The following is a 14,462-nucleotide window of genomic DNA, read 5'->3' as shown; positions in this document are numbered from 1 at the left end:
GGTCCTTCACGTGGGGCGCCGGTCCGTCCCGGCCAGCCTGGAGCATGGTAGCCGGCCGGGGCCGCGCTGCTCCACTGCGGCTTTAAACGGCTGGCGCCGGCCCCCACTTGCTACAGTCTGCGTTCCCATCGACATGGCCTAAGAACCTATGGATTCATTGATCGCCCAGGCCGAGCGCCGCCTCCTGGCGCCGGGCGGCCTGGCCGCCACCGACCTCGACCGCGTGTTCGCCCAGCTGATGGGCCCGTCCATCGACGCCGCGGACCTGTATTTCCAGCATTCGCGCAGCGAGTCGTGGATCCTGGAAGAGGGCATCGTCAAGGACGGCAACCACTCGATCGAGCAGGGCGTGGGCGTGCGCGCCATCGCCGGCGAGAAGACCGGCTTCGCCTATTCCGACGAGATCGTGCTGCCGCAGCTGCTGGACGCCTCGCGCGCCGCGCGGGCGATCGCCCAGGACGGCAACGGCGCCGGCAAGCCGCTGGCGCTGCATGGCGCGCGAGCGCTGTATCCGGCGATCGATCCGGTGGAAAGCCTGCCCAACCCCGACAAGATCGCCCTGCTGCGCGAGGTGGATGCCTATGCGCGCGCGCGCGATCCGCGCGTGAAGCAGGTGATGGTCAGCATCGCGGCGATCATGGACACCATCCTGGTGGCGTCCTCCGACGGCACCCTGGCCGCGGACGTGCGCCCGCTGGTGCGCCTGAGCGTGCAGGTGATCGCCGAGCAGAACGGCCGCCGCGAGCAGGGCCATGCCGGCGGTGGCGGCCGCTACGGCTATCGCGAGCTGATGGAAAACGGCCGCGCCCTGGCCTTCGCCGACGAGGCGGTGCGCCAGGCCCTGGTCAATCTCGACGCGGTCGATGCGCCGGCCGGCAGCATGACCGTGGTGCTTGGCCCCGGCTGGCCCGGCGTGCTGCTGCACGAGGCGATCGGCCACGGCCTGGAAGGCGACTTCAACCGCAAGGGCAGCTCCGCCTTCGCCGGCCGCATCGGCCAGCGCGTGGCGGCGCCCGGCGTCACCGTGGTCGACGACGGCACCCTGCCGGGCCGCCGCGGCTCGCTCAGCATCGACGACGAGGGCACGCCGACCGAGTGCACCACCCTGATCGAGGACGGCATCCTCAAGGGCTACATGCAGGACAAGCTCAACGCGCGCCTGATGGGCATGCAGCCGACCGGCAACGGCCGCCGCGAATCCTTCGCGCAGCTGCCGATGCCGCGCATGACCAACACCTACATGCTGGCCGGCCAGCACGATCCGCAGGAGATCATCCGCTCGGTCAAGCGCGGCCTGTACGCGGTGAACTTCGGCGGCGGCCAGGTCGACATCACCAGCGGCAAGTTCACCTTCTCCGCCAGCGAGGCCTATCTGATCGAAGACGGCAAGGTCACCGTGCCGGTGAAGGGCGCCACCCTGATCGGCAGCGGCCCGGACGTGCTCACGCGCGTGTCGATGATCGGCAACGATCTGGCGCTCGATGAAGGCGTCGGCGTGTGCGGCAAGGACGGGCAGAGCGTGCCGGTGGGCGTGGGCCAGCCGACCTTGCGCGTGGATGGCATGACGGTGGGCGGCACCGCATCGTAGCGCCGCCGTAGGTTGGGGTGAGCCAAAGGCGAACCCCAACTGGCGTGCAGGTGGGTCGCAACGTTGGGGTTCGCCTTTGGCTCCCCCCAACCTGCGTCACTCGTCGCCCGCTGCGGCCAGGTCTTTCAGCAGCTGGAAAATCTCGCGGTACGCGCGCGGGGGCTTGTTCTTCTCGCGCTCCAGCCGCGCCTGGCGCAGCAGCGAGCGCAGGTGCTGGCGATCGAGCTGCGGATAGGTGGCGATCAGCTGCGGCAGTGCGTTGTCCTCGTCGTCGAGCAGCCTGTCGCGGGTCGCTTCCAGGCGATGCATCGCCGCCGTTTCCTGGCGCTGGCGCTCGCGGTTCTCGCCCAGCGCGGCGCGCACGCCGTCGAAGACCTCGCTGTCGTGCTTGCGCATGGTCTTGGCGAGGAAGCCGAGCTGGCGCTTGCGCGCGATGTGCGAAGTGATCTTGCGCGTGTTGGCGATCTCGCGCAGCACGTCCTCCGGCAGGTCGAGCTTGGCCAGGCGGCTCGGCGGCAGGTCCACCAGCTGCTGGGCCAGCTCGAGCACGGCCAGCGCATCGCGGCGCTGCTGCGTGCGCGTCGGGCCGTAGTCGTGATCGGGGTCGTCGGTATAGGTGCGATTCACGGGTTCTGTCTCTTCATGCTTCAGGGCGCGGCGACGGAAGCGCCGATGGCGATACCGGGTTCGGCGCGTTCGAGCGCAAAGCGCGGCACGGTCTTGCCGTCCACCTGCACGGTCTCGCAGAACATCGCGGCGGGACGGACCCACAGGCCATGTTCGCCGTACAGCGCCTGGTAGACCACCAGCGCTTCCATCGTCTCGCTGTGGCGGGCGGTGCCGAGCACGCGGTAAGGCTGCCCTTTGTAGTGACGGTAAAGGCCGGTCTCCGGCACCATGGCGCTTTTCTCCGCGGCGAAGGCTTTGCATCGGCCGCGGTGCCCCCAATTCGGGAGGCCGCGCGGTTCGAGCAGGAATGGGCCGCGTATTCTACCCGCCAGCATTCAGGAAGCCCACGTGAGCGCGACCCTCGTTCCCTCCGACCGCCCCTCCGACCGCAGCCAGCAGGACCTGGATCGCCTCGCCGAGCTCGCGCAGGACGTCATCCGCCGCGCCCGCGCCGCCGGCGCCAGCCAGGCCGAGGTAGCCGCCAGCATCGACACCGGGCTCAACGTGAACGTGCGCCTGGGCGAAGTGGAGACGGTGGAGCACAACCGCGACCGCGGTTTCGGCCTCACCGTGTACTTCGGGCAGCGCAAGGGCTCGGCCAGCACCGCGGACCTCAATCCGGACTCGGTCCAGGCCACGCTAGACCAGGCCTGCGCGATCGCCCGCTATACCGAGGAAGACCCCGCCGCCGGCCTCGCCGATCCGGCGCGCATGGCCGATGCCTTCCCCGACCTGGACCTGTGGCACCCGTGGGCGCTGGATACGCCGGCGGCGATCGAACTGGGCCAGCGCATCGAGGCAGCCGGCCGAGCGCACGCGGGCATCACCAATTCCGAGGGCGCCAGCGTGCAGGTGGGCGAGAGCCTGTCGGTCTACGCCAATTCGCATGGCTTCATCGGGCGCGAGCGCGGCACGCGGCATTCGCTGTCGCTGTCGCTGATCGCCGGGGACGACGACGGCATGCAGCGCGACTACTGGTACGACAGCGTGCGCAGCGCCGGCGATTTCATGGACGCGCAGGCGCTGGGCGACAAGGCGGCCGGGCGCACCCTGGCGCGGCTGGGCGCGCGTCGCCTGTCGACGCGGCAGAGTCCGGTGCTGTTCGCGCCGGAGATCGCGCGCGGCCTGATCGGCCACCTGGTGGGCGCGGTCAGCGGCGGCGCGTTGTACCGGCGCGCCAGCTTCCTGCTCGACCACGTCGGCAAGCCAGTGATGCCGTCGTGGCTGCGCATCGTGGAGCGGCCCTTGCTGTCGCGCGGCCAGGGCTCGGGCGCGTTCGATGCCGAGGGCGTGGCCACCCGCGACAGCTCGCTGGTCGAGGACGGCGTGCTGGCGCGCTACGTGCTGGGCAGCTATTCGGCCCGCAAGCTGGGCCTGGAATCGACCGGCAACGCCGGTGGCATCCACAACCTGATCGTGGAGGCCGGCGCCGCCGACCAGGGCCGCGAGGACTTCGACGGCATGCTCCGGCGCCTGGGCACCGGCCTGCTGGTGACCGAGGTGATGGGGCAGGGCGTGAACACCATCACCGGCGACTATTCGCGCGGCGCGGCCGGCTTCTGGGTGGAGAACGGCCGCATCGCCTACCCGGTGGAAGAGATCACCATCGCCGCCAACCTGCGCGAGATGTACCTGGGTATCCAGGCAGTGGGGGCGGACGTGGACCCGCGCTCGCATCTGCTGACCGGGTCGATCCTGCTGGACAAGATGACCATCGCGGGCGAGTGAGCTTTCGCTTGAGCCCCTCTCCCGCCGGGAGAGGGGTTGGGGTGAGGGTACGGGCGGAGCGCGGAAGTGATGTTCACGACTCCGGCCGAACCCTCATCCGCCTGCCGGCACCTTCCTCGCTCCTCAGAGCCGCGCACATCCATGTGCGCTCCCCGCGTGCTCCCGGCGGGAGAAGGATTCCAACGTGAGGGCTGACGCTAGGTCTACGGTTGGCTCGGCAAACCGTCGCAGCCCTTGCTAGCATCGGCGCCACCGGCACCGAGGCCGGATCACCGCATGGCCAGGAGAGCACGCATGAGCGTCCCACCCGAATCCGTCGAGCCTTCAAGCGATCCCACTCCGCCCTCGGACATGCCCACCCCCGAGGAACGCCAGTGGGCCATGCTGGCCCACCTGTCGGCCCTGCTGGGCACCCTGGTCACCGGCGCCTGGTTCGGCATCGGCTGCTTCCTGGGGCCGCTGATCATCTGGCTGGTCAAGCGCGAGACCATGCCCTTCGTCGACGACCAGGCCAAGGAAGCGCTGAACTTCAACATCACCATGGCGATCATCGCGGTGGTGCTGCTGCTGATCACCGTGCTGACCTTAGGAATAGGCATCATCCTGGCCGTGCCGGCAGGCATCATCATCGGCATCGCCTGGCTGGTCCTGGTGATCATGGCGACCATCAAGTCGAACGAAGGCGAGCGTTACCGCTACCCGTTCTGCCTGCGCCTGATCAAGTAAGCGGGCGTCGCGGCGACAAAAAAAGAGGCAGCCTCCGGGCTGCCTCTTTTCGTTGGTGCCGGAGCGGAGCGCGCCTCAGTGGTGGCGCCTGGCCGCGTACAGCGCCAGCCGCTCCAGCAGGGCGCCGCGTTCGCCCAGCGCGGCGATCGCCTCCAGCGCCGTGGCGGTGAGCTCGTCCAGCCGCGCGCGCGAGGCGTCCAGGCCGATGATCGAGGGAAAGGTCGGCTTGTCGGCGGCCGCGTCCTTGCCGGCGGTCTTGCCGATCACCGCGGACTCGCCCTCGACATCGAGGATGTCGTCGCGCACCTGGAAGGCCAGGCCCACGGCGTGGGCGTAGCGGTCCAGCGCATCCAGCGCGGATGGGTCCGCCGTCGCGGCGAGCGCGCCGAGCCGGACCGAGGCGCGGATCAGCGCGCCGGTCTTGCAGGCGTGCATGTGTTCCAGCTCGGCCAGGCTGAGCGGGTGGCCGACCGCGGCCAGGTCCAGCGCCTGTCCGCCGGCCATGCCTTCGGCGCCGCAGGCGCGGCCCAGCGTGCGCAGCATCGCCACGCAGCGCGAGGCGTCGGCGCCGGCGTCGTTGGCCAGCAGTTCGAAGGCCAGCGCCTGCAGGGCGTCGCCGGCCAGGATCGCCATCGCCTCGCCGAACACCACGTGGCAGGTGGGGCGGCCGCGGCGCAGGTCGTCGTCGTCCATCGCCGGCAGGTCGTCGTGCACCAGCGAGTAGGCGTGGATCAGTTCCACCGCACAGGCCGGCGCATCGAGCGCGTCGCCGTCCTCGCCCAAAGCGTGGCCGGCCGCATACACCAGCAGCGGGCGCAGCCGCTTGCCGCCGCCCAGCACGGCATAGCGCATGGCGCGGTGCAGTTCGGCGGGGGAGCGGTCTTCGGCGGGGAGGGCCCGGGCCAGGGCCTGGTCGGCGCGGGCGATCAACGCCCTGAGCGCCGGACCTAGATCAAAGTTCGGGTTCAAACGGTTCTGCGCTGTCGGGGGCTTCAGGATCGAGCAGCAGCCTCACGCGCAGTTCGGCCTGTTCCAGCGCCTGCTGGCAATGCCGGTAGAGGCCGATGCCGCGTTCGAACGAAGCCAGGGAATCGTCCAGGCTCAGGTCGCCGCCTTCCATGCGCGCCACCAGCTGCTCGAGCTCGTCCAGCGAATGTTCGAAATCGGCGGGAGAAGCGGGTTCGGCGGGGGAGGGAGCAGGCTTGGCCATGGCCGGAAAAATTAACGCAGCGACCGTCCGGAATCAATCCGCGCAACGCCAGTGCGGCGTTCCGCCGGCGCCGCGGAACCAGATTTCGCCCGCTTCGCTGCGCCACCGGTCGGCCACCGCGAGCAGCTCGTCGCCGGCATAGATCAGCGGACAGGCCGCGCGCCGCCACGGCGGCAGTCCAGCCTGCTGGAACAGGTCGCGCAGTTCCCGCGTATGGCGGTCGCCGCTGGGACGGATGCGTTCGCCGCCCCGGCGCAGCCGCACGGTCAGCGCCTCACGCAGCGGCGGGCCCTGCCATGCCAGCAGGCTGCCGTCGGGCAGCGTCAGCGGCTGTCCCGTCCAGGCCGCCTGCCAGTCCGGCGGCAGCGTCCGTGCGGGCGCCAGCGCCCACAGCCGCCCCTTCCAGATGCGCAGGTCGGTGTCCGGCCAGTGGATGCAGGGCACGCGGCCTTCGCGCAGCTCGCGCAGCTGGCGCTCGATCTGTGCGCGTTGCGCCAGGGTGGGGATACGCCGGCCGCGCGCGCGCAGCCAGTGATCGAGCAGCGGATCGCGCAGCGCCGGCGGCAGGGCCAGCCAGGCGGCCGCATCGAGGCTGCCGGTGGCGTTGTCGTGCAACTGCGCGAACGAGGCCAGCCATTGCGTGCGCAGCGCGTCGGCGGCGGCGCGCTGATGCGCAGCGGCGTGCAGGATGGAGTCGATCGCGTGCGGCCAATGCCCGACCACATGCGGCAGGATTTCGTTGCGCAGATAGTTGCGCGAGAGCTGCGTGTCGGCGTTCGACGGATCGTCGATCACCGGCAGATGATGGCGCTGCACGTATTGGCGCAACACCTCGCGCGGCGTCTGCAGCAACGGGCGCCAAAGCATGCCGGCGCCGAGCGGGCGCAGTTCGCGCATGCCGCCCAGGCCTTCCGGCCCGCTGCCGCGCAGCAGCTTGAGCAGCACGGTCTCGGCCTGGTCGTCGCGATGGTGGCCGGGCAGCAGCCATTCGCCCGCGCGCAGCACCTCGGCGAAGGCCGCATAGCGTGCATGGCGCGCGGCGGCTTCGATGCCTTCGCCGCCGTGCCGCTCCACCTGCACACGCACGACAGTGCATTCGATTTCCAGCACGGAGCAGAACTGCCGCGCCTGCTCCGCCCATGCGCCGCTGTGCGCATGCAGGCCATGGTCGACGTGCACCGCGCGCAGTCCGCGCGCGCGCGCTTCCTCGATGCCGGCAAGGACATGCAGCAGCGCCGTGGAATCGGGGCCGCCGCTGAAGGCGACGCAGAGCGCGCCGGCGGGATGCTTGCGCAGGGCGCGCCGCAGCAGGACGACAAGCGGATCGGCGCTACTCACGAGACCGCTACTCACGAGCTACGGATTTCTTCGACTTGTCGCGCACGTAGATCACTTTCGGCCGGCCTTCGCCGGGGCTGCGGCGTTCTATGTCGAACAGCGCGGTGGCAGCGATCAACTCGCTGAGCTTGCTGTAGCCATAGCTGCGCGCATCGAAATTCGGCCGCTGTTTGGTAATGATGGAACCCACGCCTCCGAGTCCGGCCCATCCATCGTCGTCCGAAGCGGCTTCCACCGCGTTGCGCAGCAGGTTCACCAGGCCGCTGTCCTGCTTGAGCTGGGTGGCGCCGCGCGGCTTCAGCGGCGCTTCCTCGTCGGGCTTGGCGACCAGGATGTCGGTGTAGATGAACTTGTCGCAGGCCGCGACGAAGGGATCGGGCGTCTTGCGCTCGCCGAAGCCGTACACAATCAGCCCCGACTCGCGGATGCGCGCGGCCAGGCGGGTGAAGTCGCTGTCGCTGGAGACGATGCAGAAGCCGTCGAAGCGGCCCGAGTACAGCAGGTCCATCGCATCGATGATCATCGCCGAGTCGGTGGCGTTCTTGCCGCTGGTGTAGCCGAACTGCTGGATCGGCTGGATCGACTGGGTGAGCAGCTGCTCTTTCCAGGTCTTCAGGTGATGGCTGGTCCAGTCGCCGTAGGCGCGCTTGACGTGCGCGGTGCCGTACTTGGCCACTTCGGCGAGCAGGGCTTCGGCGAGATTCGGCTGCGCGTTGTCGGCATCGATCAGGACGGCGAGCTTGGTGCTGTCGCTGGCCATGGCGGCCTCCGGCGGAATGGGCCGGGGGATCATAGCGCCATGATTGCGCGGCGTAGGTTGGGGTGAGCGCAGCGAACCCCAACAGGCACATCGATGTGAGAGGCCCGTTGGGGTTCGCCTGCGGCTCACCCCAACCTACGTTATTCGGTATAGGCGCCGTACCCGCGCAGCCGCTGATACCGCTGCTGCAGCAGCTCATCGATCGGCAATGCTTCCAGCTCGTCGAGCTGGTTGAGCAGCACGGCCTTCAGGCGCACCGCCATCGAATGCGGATTGCGGTGGGCGCCGCCCAGCGGCTCGCGCACCAGCTTGTCGATCAGGCCCAGCTCCAGCAGGCGCGGCGCGGTGAGGCCCAGCGCCTCGGCAGCGTCCTTGGCCTTGTCGGCGCTCTTCCACAGGATCGAGGCGCAGCCTTCGGGCGAGATCACCGAATAGGTGGAGTACTGCAGCATCACCGTGCGGTCGCCCACGCCGATGGCCAGCGCGCCGCCGGAGCCGCCTTCGCCGATCACCGTGCACACGATCGGCACGCGCAGGTCGGCCATTTCCAGCAGGTTGCGCGCGATCGCCTCGCTCTGGCCGCGCTCCTCGGCGCCGACGCCGGGGTAGGCGCCGGGGGTGTCGATCAGGGTCAGCAGGGGCAGCTTGAAGCGCTCGGCCAGCTTCATCAGGCGCAGCGCCTTGCGGTAGCCCTCCGGGCGCGGCATGCCGAAGTTGCGGCGCACCTTGCCCTTGGTATCGCGTGCCTTCTGGTGGCCGATGATCACCACCGAGCGGCCGTTGATGCGGCCGATGCCGCCCACGATGGCGGCGTCGTCCGCGTAGGCGCGGTCGCCGGCCAGCTCGTGGAACTCCTCGCAGATCACGCTGATGTAGTCCAGCGTGTAGGGGCGGGCCGGGTGGCGCGACAGCTGGGTGATCTGCCAGGAGCTGAGATTGCGGAAGATTTCCGCGGTCTTGATCTTCAGCTTCTCGCGCAGCCGGACGACCTCGTCCTCGATATTGAACGCCTGCCCGTGGCTGGCGTGGCGAAGCTCTTCGATCTTCGCTTCCAGTTCGGCGATGGGTTGTTCGAAATCGAGGAAGTTCGGGTTCATTCGGTGCTAGTCGGGACACGGAAGCCGCGCAGTATACCGGGGCGGCGGAAAAGGCGAGAACGGGGCCGTATGGCTTGCCGGGCGCCGGCGGGATGGCTTCAGTCGCCGCGCGAGGGGCGGTCGTCGGTCTTAACGATGCGCAGCCTGGCCGCCTGCACCCCGGGCACCGCGCGCACGGCGCGCAGCAGCTCCGGGATGGCCTCGACCCGCCACGCGTCGCCCAGCTCCAGGTCGGCCTGGGCGATGGCGTTGTGGTAGCCGTGCAGCACCACGCTGGTGCGGCCGTTGCGGTAGCCGGCCAGGATCTGGCGCAACTGGTCGACGAAGCCGGGGCCGACCCCGTTCAGCTTCACATGCAGCACACGCGCGAAGCGGCGGCAGGCGTCGGCCAGGGTGTGCGCGCTGCGGGCGCGCACGGCGAAGCCGCCGCCGGAGAAGTCGTCGATGCGCAGGCCACCCTCGACCACCAGGATTTCGTCGCGGGTGAGCAGCGGGGCGACCTGCTGGTACAGCTCGCCGAAGAAACTCACCTCGATGATGCCGGTGCCGTCTTCCAGGCGCACGAAGGCATCGCTCTCGCCGCGCTTGCGGATGGCGGTGACCATGCCGGCCACCGTCCACGGCGTGTCGGGTCCGCGGCGGAAGCGGTTGTCGTCGTCGCCCTTGCGCGGGCGCGGCGGCTGGTAGCGGTCGGCGATCTCGCCCAGCGGGCAGGTGGAGAGCTGCTGCAGCTCCTCGCGCCAGGGATCGGTGGGATGGCCGGAGAGGTAATGGCCGAGCGTGTCGCGCTCGCCCTGCAGCTTCTGCTCGAGCGGCCATTCCGGGGCCGTCGGCAGGTCGATCTGCACCACGGGCGCCACGGTACCCCCGCTCTTATCCGACATGGCGGCGCCGAACATGTCGTTCTGGCCCGACTGCTTGTCGCGCAGGTGCTGCTCCGCCGCCTTGATCGCATCCGGCAGCTGCAGCATCAGGCTGGCGCGGGTCGGCGCGAGCGCATCGAGCGCGCCGGACAGGATCAGCGCTTCCAGCACGCGGCGATTGAGCTTGGTGGAGTCGACGCGGCGGCAGAAGTCGGCCAAGTCCTTGTATGGACCACCGCGTTCGCGTTCCTCGGCGATCGATTCGCAGGCGCCCTGGCCGACGCCCTTGATCGCGCCCAGGCCATAGCGGATCACCTTCGGCTCGACCGCGACGAACATGAACTCCGACGCGTTGACGTCCGGCGGCAGCACGGTGAGGCCGATCGCCTTGGACTCGTCGATGAAGGTCACCGCCTTGTCGGTGTTGTCCATGTCCGACGAGATCGTCGCGGCCATGAACTCGGCGGGGTAGTGCGCCTTCAGCCATGCGGTCTGGTACGAGACCAGCGCGTAGGCGGCCGCGTGCGACTTGTTGAAGCCGTAGCCGGCGAACTTCTCCATCAGGTCGAAGATCTCGTCGGCCTTCTCGCCGGAGAGTCCGTCCTTGGCGGCGCCCTCGCGGAACTTGGCGCGTTCCTTCGCCATCTCCTCGAGTTTCTTCTTGCCCATCGCACGGCGCAGCAGGTCGGCGCCGCCGAGCGAATAACCGCCCACGATCTGCGCCATCTGCATCACCTGCTCCTGGTAGACCATGATGCCGTAGGTCTCTTTCAGGATCGGCTCGACGCGCGGGTCGGGGTACTGCACTTCCTCGCGCCCATGCTTGCGCGCGACGAAGCTGGGGATCAGATCCATCGGGCCGGGGCGGTACAGCGCCACCAGCGCCACGATGTCCTCGAAGCGGTCGGCGCGCGCATCCTTGAGCATGCGCTGCATGCCCGAGGATTCGAGCTGGAACACCGCTACCGTCCTGGCCTGCTGCAGCAGCTTGTAGGTGGCGGCGTCGTCCAGCGGCAGCGCGGCGATGTCCAGCGGCTCCTCGCCACTGGCTGCGCGGCGCGCGTTGATCGCCTTCACCGCCCAGTCGATGATGGTCAGCGTGCGCAGGCCGAGGAAGTCGAACTTCACCAGGCCGACGGCTTCGACGTCGTCCTTGTCGTACTGCGTCACCACGCCGCCGCCACCGGCTTCGCAGTACAGCGGGGCGAACTCGGTCAGGGGCTTGGGGCCGATCACCACGCCGCCGGCGTGCTTGCCGGCGTTGCGGGTGAGGTTTTCCAGGCTCAGCGCCAGGTCGATCAGCGTCTTCGCTTCCTCGTCCTGGTCGTAGAGGTCGCAGAATTCCTTGACCACCCGGTCGGGTTCTTTCTTGGCCTTCTCCGAGCGGCCCAGCGCGCACGACAGCGTGAGGTCGAGCGGGCGCGCGGGAATCAGCTTGGCGATCTTGTCGACCGCGTTGTAGCCCATGCCCAGCACGCGGCCGGAATCGCGCAGCACCGCCTTCGCGGCCATCGAGCCGTAGGTGATGATCTGGCTGACGTGGTCGCGGCCGTACTTGCGCGCGACGTAGTCGATCACCTCGTCGCGGCGGTCCATGCAGAAGTCGATGTCGAAGTCGGGCATCGACACGCGTTCCGGATTGAGGAAGCGCTCGAACAGCAGGTTGAACGGCAGCGGGTCCAGGTCGGTGATCTTCAGCACCCAGGCCACCAGCGAGCCCGCGCCGGAGCCGCGTCCCGGGCCTACCGGGATGCCGTTCTGCTTACCCCAGTTGATGAAGTCCGCCACGATCAGGAAGTAGCCGGGGAAGCCCATCTCGATGATCACGTCCAGCTCGCGGTCGAGGCGGGCGACGTAATCCTCCAGCGTATAGCCGGGGGCCAGCGGATTGCTGGCGAGGCGTTCCTTCAGGCCTTCGTGCGAGAGCTCGCGGATGTAGCTGGCCAGGTCGTGGCCTTCCGGCACCGGGAAGTTCGGCAGGTAGTAGGTGCCGAAGTTCAGTTCCAGGGTGCAGCGCTTGGCCAGTTCGACGGTGTTTTCCAGCGCTTCGGGGATGTCCGCGAACAGCTCGGCCATCTGCGTGGGCGTCTTCAGGTACTGCTGGTCGCTGTAGTCGCGCGGACGCTTGGGGTCGGCCAGCACGCGGCCCTGGTGGATGCACACGCGCGCTTCGTGCGATTCGAAATCGTCCTGGCGCAGGAAGCGCACGTCGTTGCTGGCGATCACCGGCAGGTCGAGCTCGGCGGCCAGCGCCAGCGCGGCGGCATTCCAGGTTTCCTCGCCTTCGCGGCCGCAGCGGGTCAGCTCCAGATACAGGCGGTCCTGGAACAGCCGCGCGAACGGGCGCAGGCGCGCGGCGGCCGCGGCGACGCCCTGGTTGACGGCCAGGCGCGCCACTTCGTTCTCGCGGCCGACCAGGGCGATCAGGCCCTCAGTCGCCGATGGCGTGAGCCAGGCCGCGTCGGCCATCGGCTTGCCGCTGCCCTGGCCTTCGCGCCACACGCGCGAGACCAGGCGCGACAGGTTCAGATAGCCGTCGCGGTTCTGGCAGATCAGGGTGACGCGGGAGGGGCGCGGGTCGTCGGGCATCGACAGCCACAGGTCGCAGCCGCCGATCGGCTTGATGCCGGCGGCGCTGCAGGCCTTGTAGAACTTCACCAGCGCGAACATGTTCGTCTCGTCGGTGAGCGCGACGGCGGGAATGCCTTCGCGCACGCAGGCGTCGACCAGCGCTTTGATGCGGATGGTCGAGTCGACCAGCGAGTATTCGCTGTGCAGGTGGAGGTGGGCGAAGCGGACGGTCATGCGGACTCACGCGGTGAGTGCGGGAAGGCTAACCGGCACCCCCCAGGCGGGCAAGATTGACTTCCGCGGTTTTATGCGCAGCCGCGTAGGTTGGGGTGAGCACAGCGAACCCCAACAGGCCTGCCGATACCGCGACGTCGGGGTGCGCCGCGCTCACCCCAACCTGCGTCCAGTTGCCAGGGCGGGGCGTGGCTGGCATGGTTCCGGGCTTTCCGCCGCGCTCCGGAGCGCTCCGATGTCGTTGATCCGCTCGCTGTTTGCCGTGAAGCCTGTCGAGGCTTCGCTCACCGCCGATGATTCGCTGCGGCGGACCCTGGGGCTGAAAGAACTGGTCGTGTTGGGCGTGGGGGCGGTGATCGGGGCGGGTATTTTCGTGATCACGGGGCAGGCGGCGGCGGAGCATGCAGGGCCGGCGCTGACCTTGTCCTTCGTGCTGGCCGGCCTGGCGGCGGCGCTGGCGGCGCTGAGCTATGCGGAGTTCGCGGCGATGCTGCCGGTGTCGGGCAGCGCCTATGTGTATGCCTACGCCACCTTCGGCGAGCTGCTGGCCTGGTTCATCGGGTGGAACGTGGTGGCGGAATACCTGCTGGCGGTGTCGTCGGTGGCGGTCGGCTGGTCGGGTTATGGCGTGGGGCTGCTCAAGAGCCTGGGGATCGAGGTGCCGGCGGCGCTGGCCAATGCGCCGCTGAGCTTCAAGGACGGGCATCTGGAATTGACCGGAGCGCTGCTCAACCTGCCGGCGCTGCTGGTCGTCGCCGCGCTGACCGCGCTGCTGTATCGCGGCACCAGGCAGTCGACCATGTTCGCCAGCGTGGTGGTGGCGCTGAAGGTGATCGTGGTGGTGCTGTTCGTGGTGTGCGGACTGCAATATGTGGACCCGTCGCTGTGGCATCCCTACGTGCCGGCGAACCAGGGCGGCGATCACTACGGCTGGGCCGGCGTGTTCCGCGCGGCGACCAGCGTGTTCTACGCCTATATCGGCTTCGATGCGGTGGCGACGGCGGCGCAGGAGACGCGCAATCCGCAGCGCAATGTGCCGGCGGGCATTCTCATTTCGCTGGCGATCTGCACCGTGCTGTACATCATCGTCGCCGCGGTGCTGACCGGCCTGGTGCCGTATCCGCAGCTGGCCACGGCCGAGCCGGTGGCGACCGCGCTGGCGGCGCATCCGCCGCTGGCCTGGCTGAAGCTGCTGACCCAGGTCGGTGCGGTGGCTGGCCTCACCTCGGTGATCCTGGTGATGCACCTGGGCCTGTCGCGCATCCTCTACAGCATGGCGGGCGACGGGCTGCTGCCGACTTTCTTCGGCGCCGTGCACGAGCGCCATCGCACGCCTCATCGCACCACGCTGCTGGTGGGCGCGGTGGGCGGCGTCCTCGCGGCGGTATTCCCGCTGAGCCTGCTGGGCGATCTGCTGTCGATGGGTACGCTGCTGGCCTTCGCCACGGTGTGCATCGGCGTGCTGGTGCTGCGCAGGACGCATCCGAACCTGCCGCGCGGCTTCCGCGTGCCGGCGGCGCCGGCCGTTTGCACGCTGGGCGTGCTGGTGTGCGCTTTCCTGCTGGCGCAGATGAACCTGGGCAACTGGATCCTGCTCGCTGCATGGACCACGCTGGGCATGCTGATCTACATCGCCTACGGCTATCGCCACAGCCTGATGCGCAGGCGCGGCTGAAGC

12 protein-coding genes are annotated in these 14,462 nt (G+C 69.2%); 4 read left to right on the top strand and 8 right to left on the bottom strand.

The genetic code is table 11. The features are described 5' to 3' along the window. The first annotated feature begins 148 nt into the window (after positions 1–148). Entirely contained in the window at positions 149–1,588 is a 1,440-nt protein-coding gene (tldD, locus tag BM172_RS18360; RefSeq protein ID WP_026635865.1) for a metalloprotease TldD, read from the top strand. A 96-nt stretch (positions 1,589–1,684) separates the two neighbouring features. Here tldD and yjgA read toward each other — a convergent pair whose 3' ends face one another. Continuing rightward, complete coding sequence (yjgA, locus tag BM172_RS18355; protein WP_026635866.1) at positions 1,685–2,215, bottom strand: ribosome biogenesis factor YjgA; 531 nt, start codon at positions 2,213–2,215, stop codon at positions 1,685–1,687. Positions 2,216–2,235: 20 nt separating this feature from the next. Continuing rightward, on the bottom strand, positions 2,236–2,487 hold the full coding sequence (locus BM172_RS18350; RefSeq protein ID WP_026635867.1) for a DUF1653 domain-containing protein: 252 nt from the start codon (positions 2,485–2,487) through the stop codon (positions 2,236–2,238). A gap of 118 nt (positions 2,488–2,605) precedes the next feature. On the opposite strand from BM172_RS18350, the gene pmbA reads away from it, so the two are divergent. Continuing rightward, entirely contained in the window at positions 2,606–3,985 is a 1,380-nt protein-coding gene (pmbA, locus tag BM172_RS18345; protein ID WP_026635868.1) for a metalloprotease PmbA, read from the top strand. 294 nt (positions 3,986–4,279) lie between these two features. Further along, positions 4,280–4,711, top strand: coding sequence for a DUF4870 domain-containing protein (locus tag BM172_RS18340; RefSeq protein ID WP_035323696.1), 432 nt, complete (start codon positions 4,280–4,282; stop codon positions 4,709–4,711). A gap of 75 nt (positions 4,712–4,786) precedes the next feature. Here BM172_RS18340 and BM172_RS18335 read toward each other — a convergent pair whose 3' ends face one another. From BM172_RS18335 to dnaE, 6 genes are all read right to left on the bottom strand, one after another. Continuing rightward, on the bottom strand, positions 4,787–5,680 hold the full coding sequence (locus BM172_RS18335) for a polyprenyl synthetase family protein (protein ID WP_026635870.1): 894 nt from the start codon (positions 5,678–5,680) through the stop codon (positions 4,787–4,789). After that, positions 5,664–5,921, bottom strand: a complete 258-nt coding sequence (locus tag BM172_RS18330) for an exodeoxyribonuclease VII small subunit (RefSeq protein WP_026635871.1) — start codon at positions 5,919–5,921, stop codon at positions 5,664–5,666. The genes BM172_RS18335 and BM172_RS18330 overlap by 17 nt, the downstream gene beginning before the upstream one ends. Before the next feature lie 33 nt (positions 5,922–5,954). Further along, positions 5,955–7,259, bottom strand: a complete 1,305-nt coding sequence (gene tilS / locus BM172_RS18325) for a tRNA lysidine(34) synthetase TilS (protein ID WP_245778726.1) — start codon at positions 7,257–7,259, stop codon at positions 5,955–5,957. Positions 7,260–7,266: 7 nt separating this feature from the next. Continuing rightward, a complete protein-coding gene (locus tag BM172_RS18320; protein ID WP_026635873.1) occupies positions 7,267–8,019 on the bottom strand; it encodes an NYN domain-containing protein in 753 nt (250 codons plus the stop codon). A gap of 140 nt (positions 8,020–8,159) precedes the next feature. Next, positions 8,160–9,116, bottom strand: coding sequence for an acetyl-CoA carboxylase carboxyl transferase subunit alpha (accA, locus tag BM172_RS18315; RefSeq protein ID WP_026635874.1), 957 nt, complete (start codon positions 9,114–9,116; stop codon positions 8,160–8,162). 98 nt (positions 9,117–9,214) lie between these two features. Further along, positions 9,215–12,784 (bottom strand): DNA polymerase III subunit alpha, encoded by a 3,570-nt coding sequence (gene dnaE, locus BM172_RS18310; RefSeq protein WP_026635875.1) that lies wholly within the window; start codon positions 12,782–12,784, stop codon positions 9,215–9,217. Between the two features lie 235 nt (positions 12,785–13,019). On the opposite strand from dnaE, the gene BM172_RS18305 reads away from it, so the two are divergent. Further along, positions 13,020–14,459, top strand: a complete 1,440-nt coding sequence (locus tag BM172_RS18305) for an amino acid permease (protein ID WP_026635876.1) — start codon at positions 13,020–13,022, stop codon at positions 14,457–14,459. Positions 14,460–14,462 lie beyond the last annotated feature (3 nt).

Origin of the sequence: Dyella marensis (assembly GCF_900112865.1) — a bacterium.
Classification (GTDB): domain Bacteria; phylum Pseudomonadota; class Gammaproteobacteria; order Xanthomonadales; family Rhodanobacteraceae; genus Dyella_D; species Dyella_D marensis_A.
Note: the sequence above shows the minus strand (reverse complement) of the source record. Positions and strands in the feature narration are given on the sequence as shown.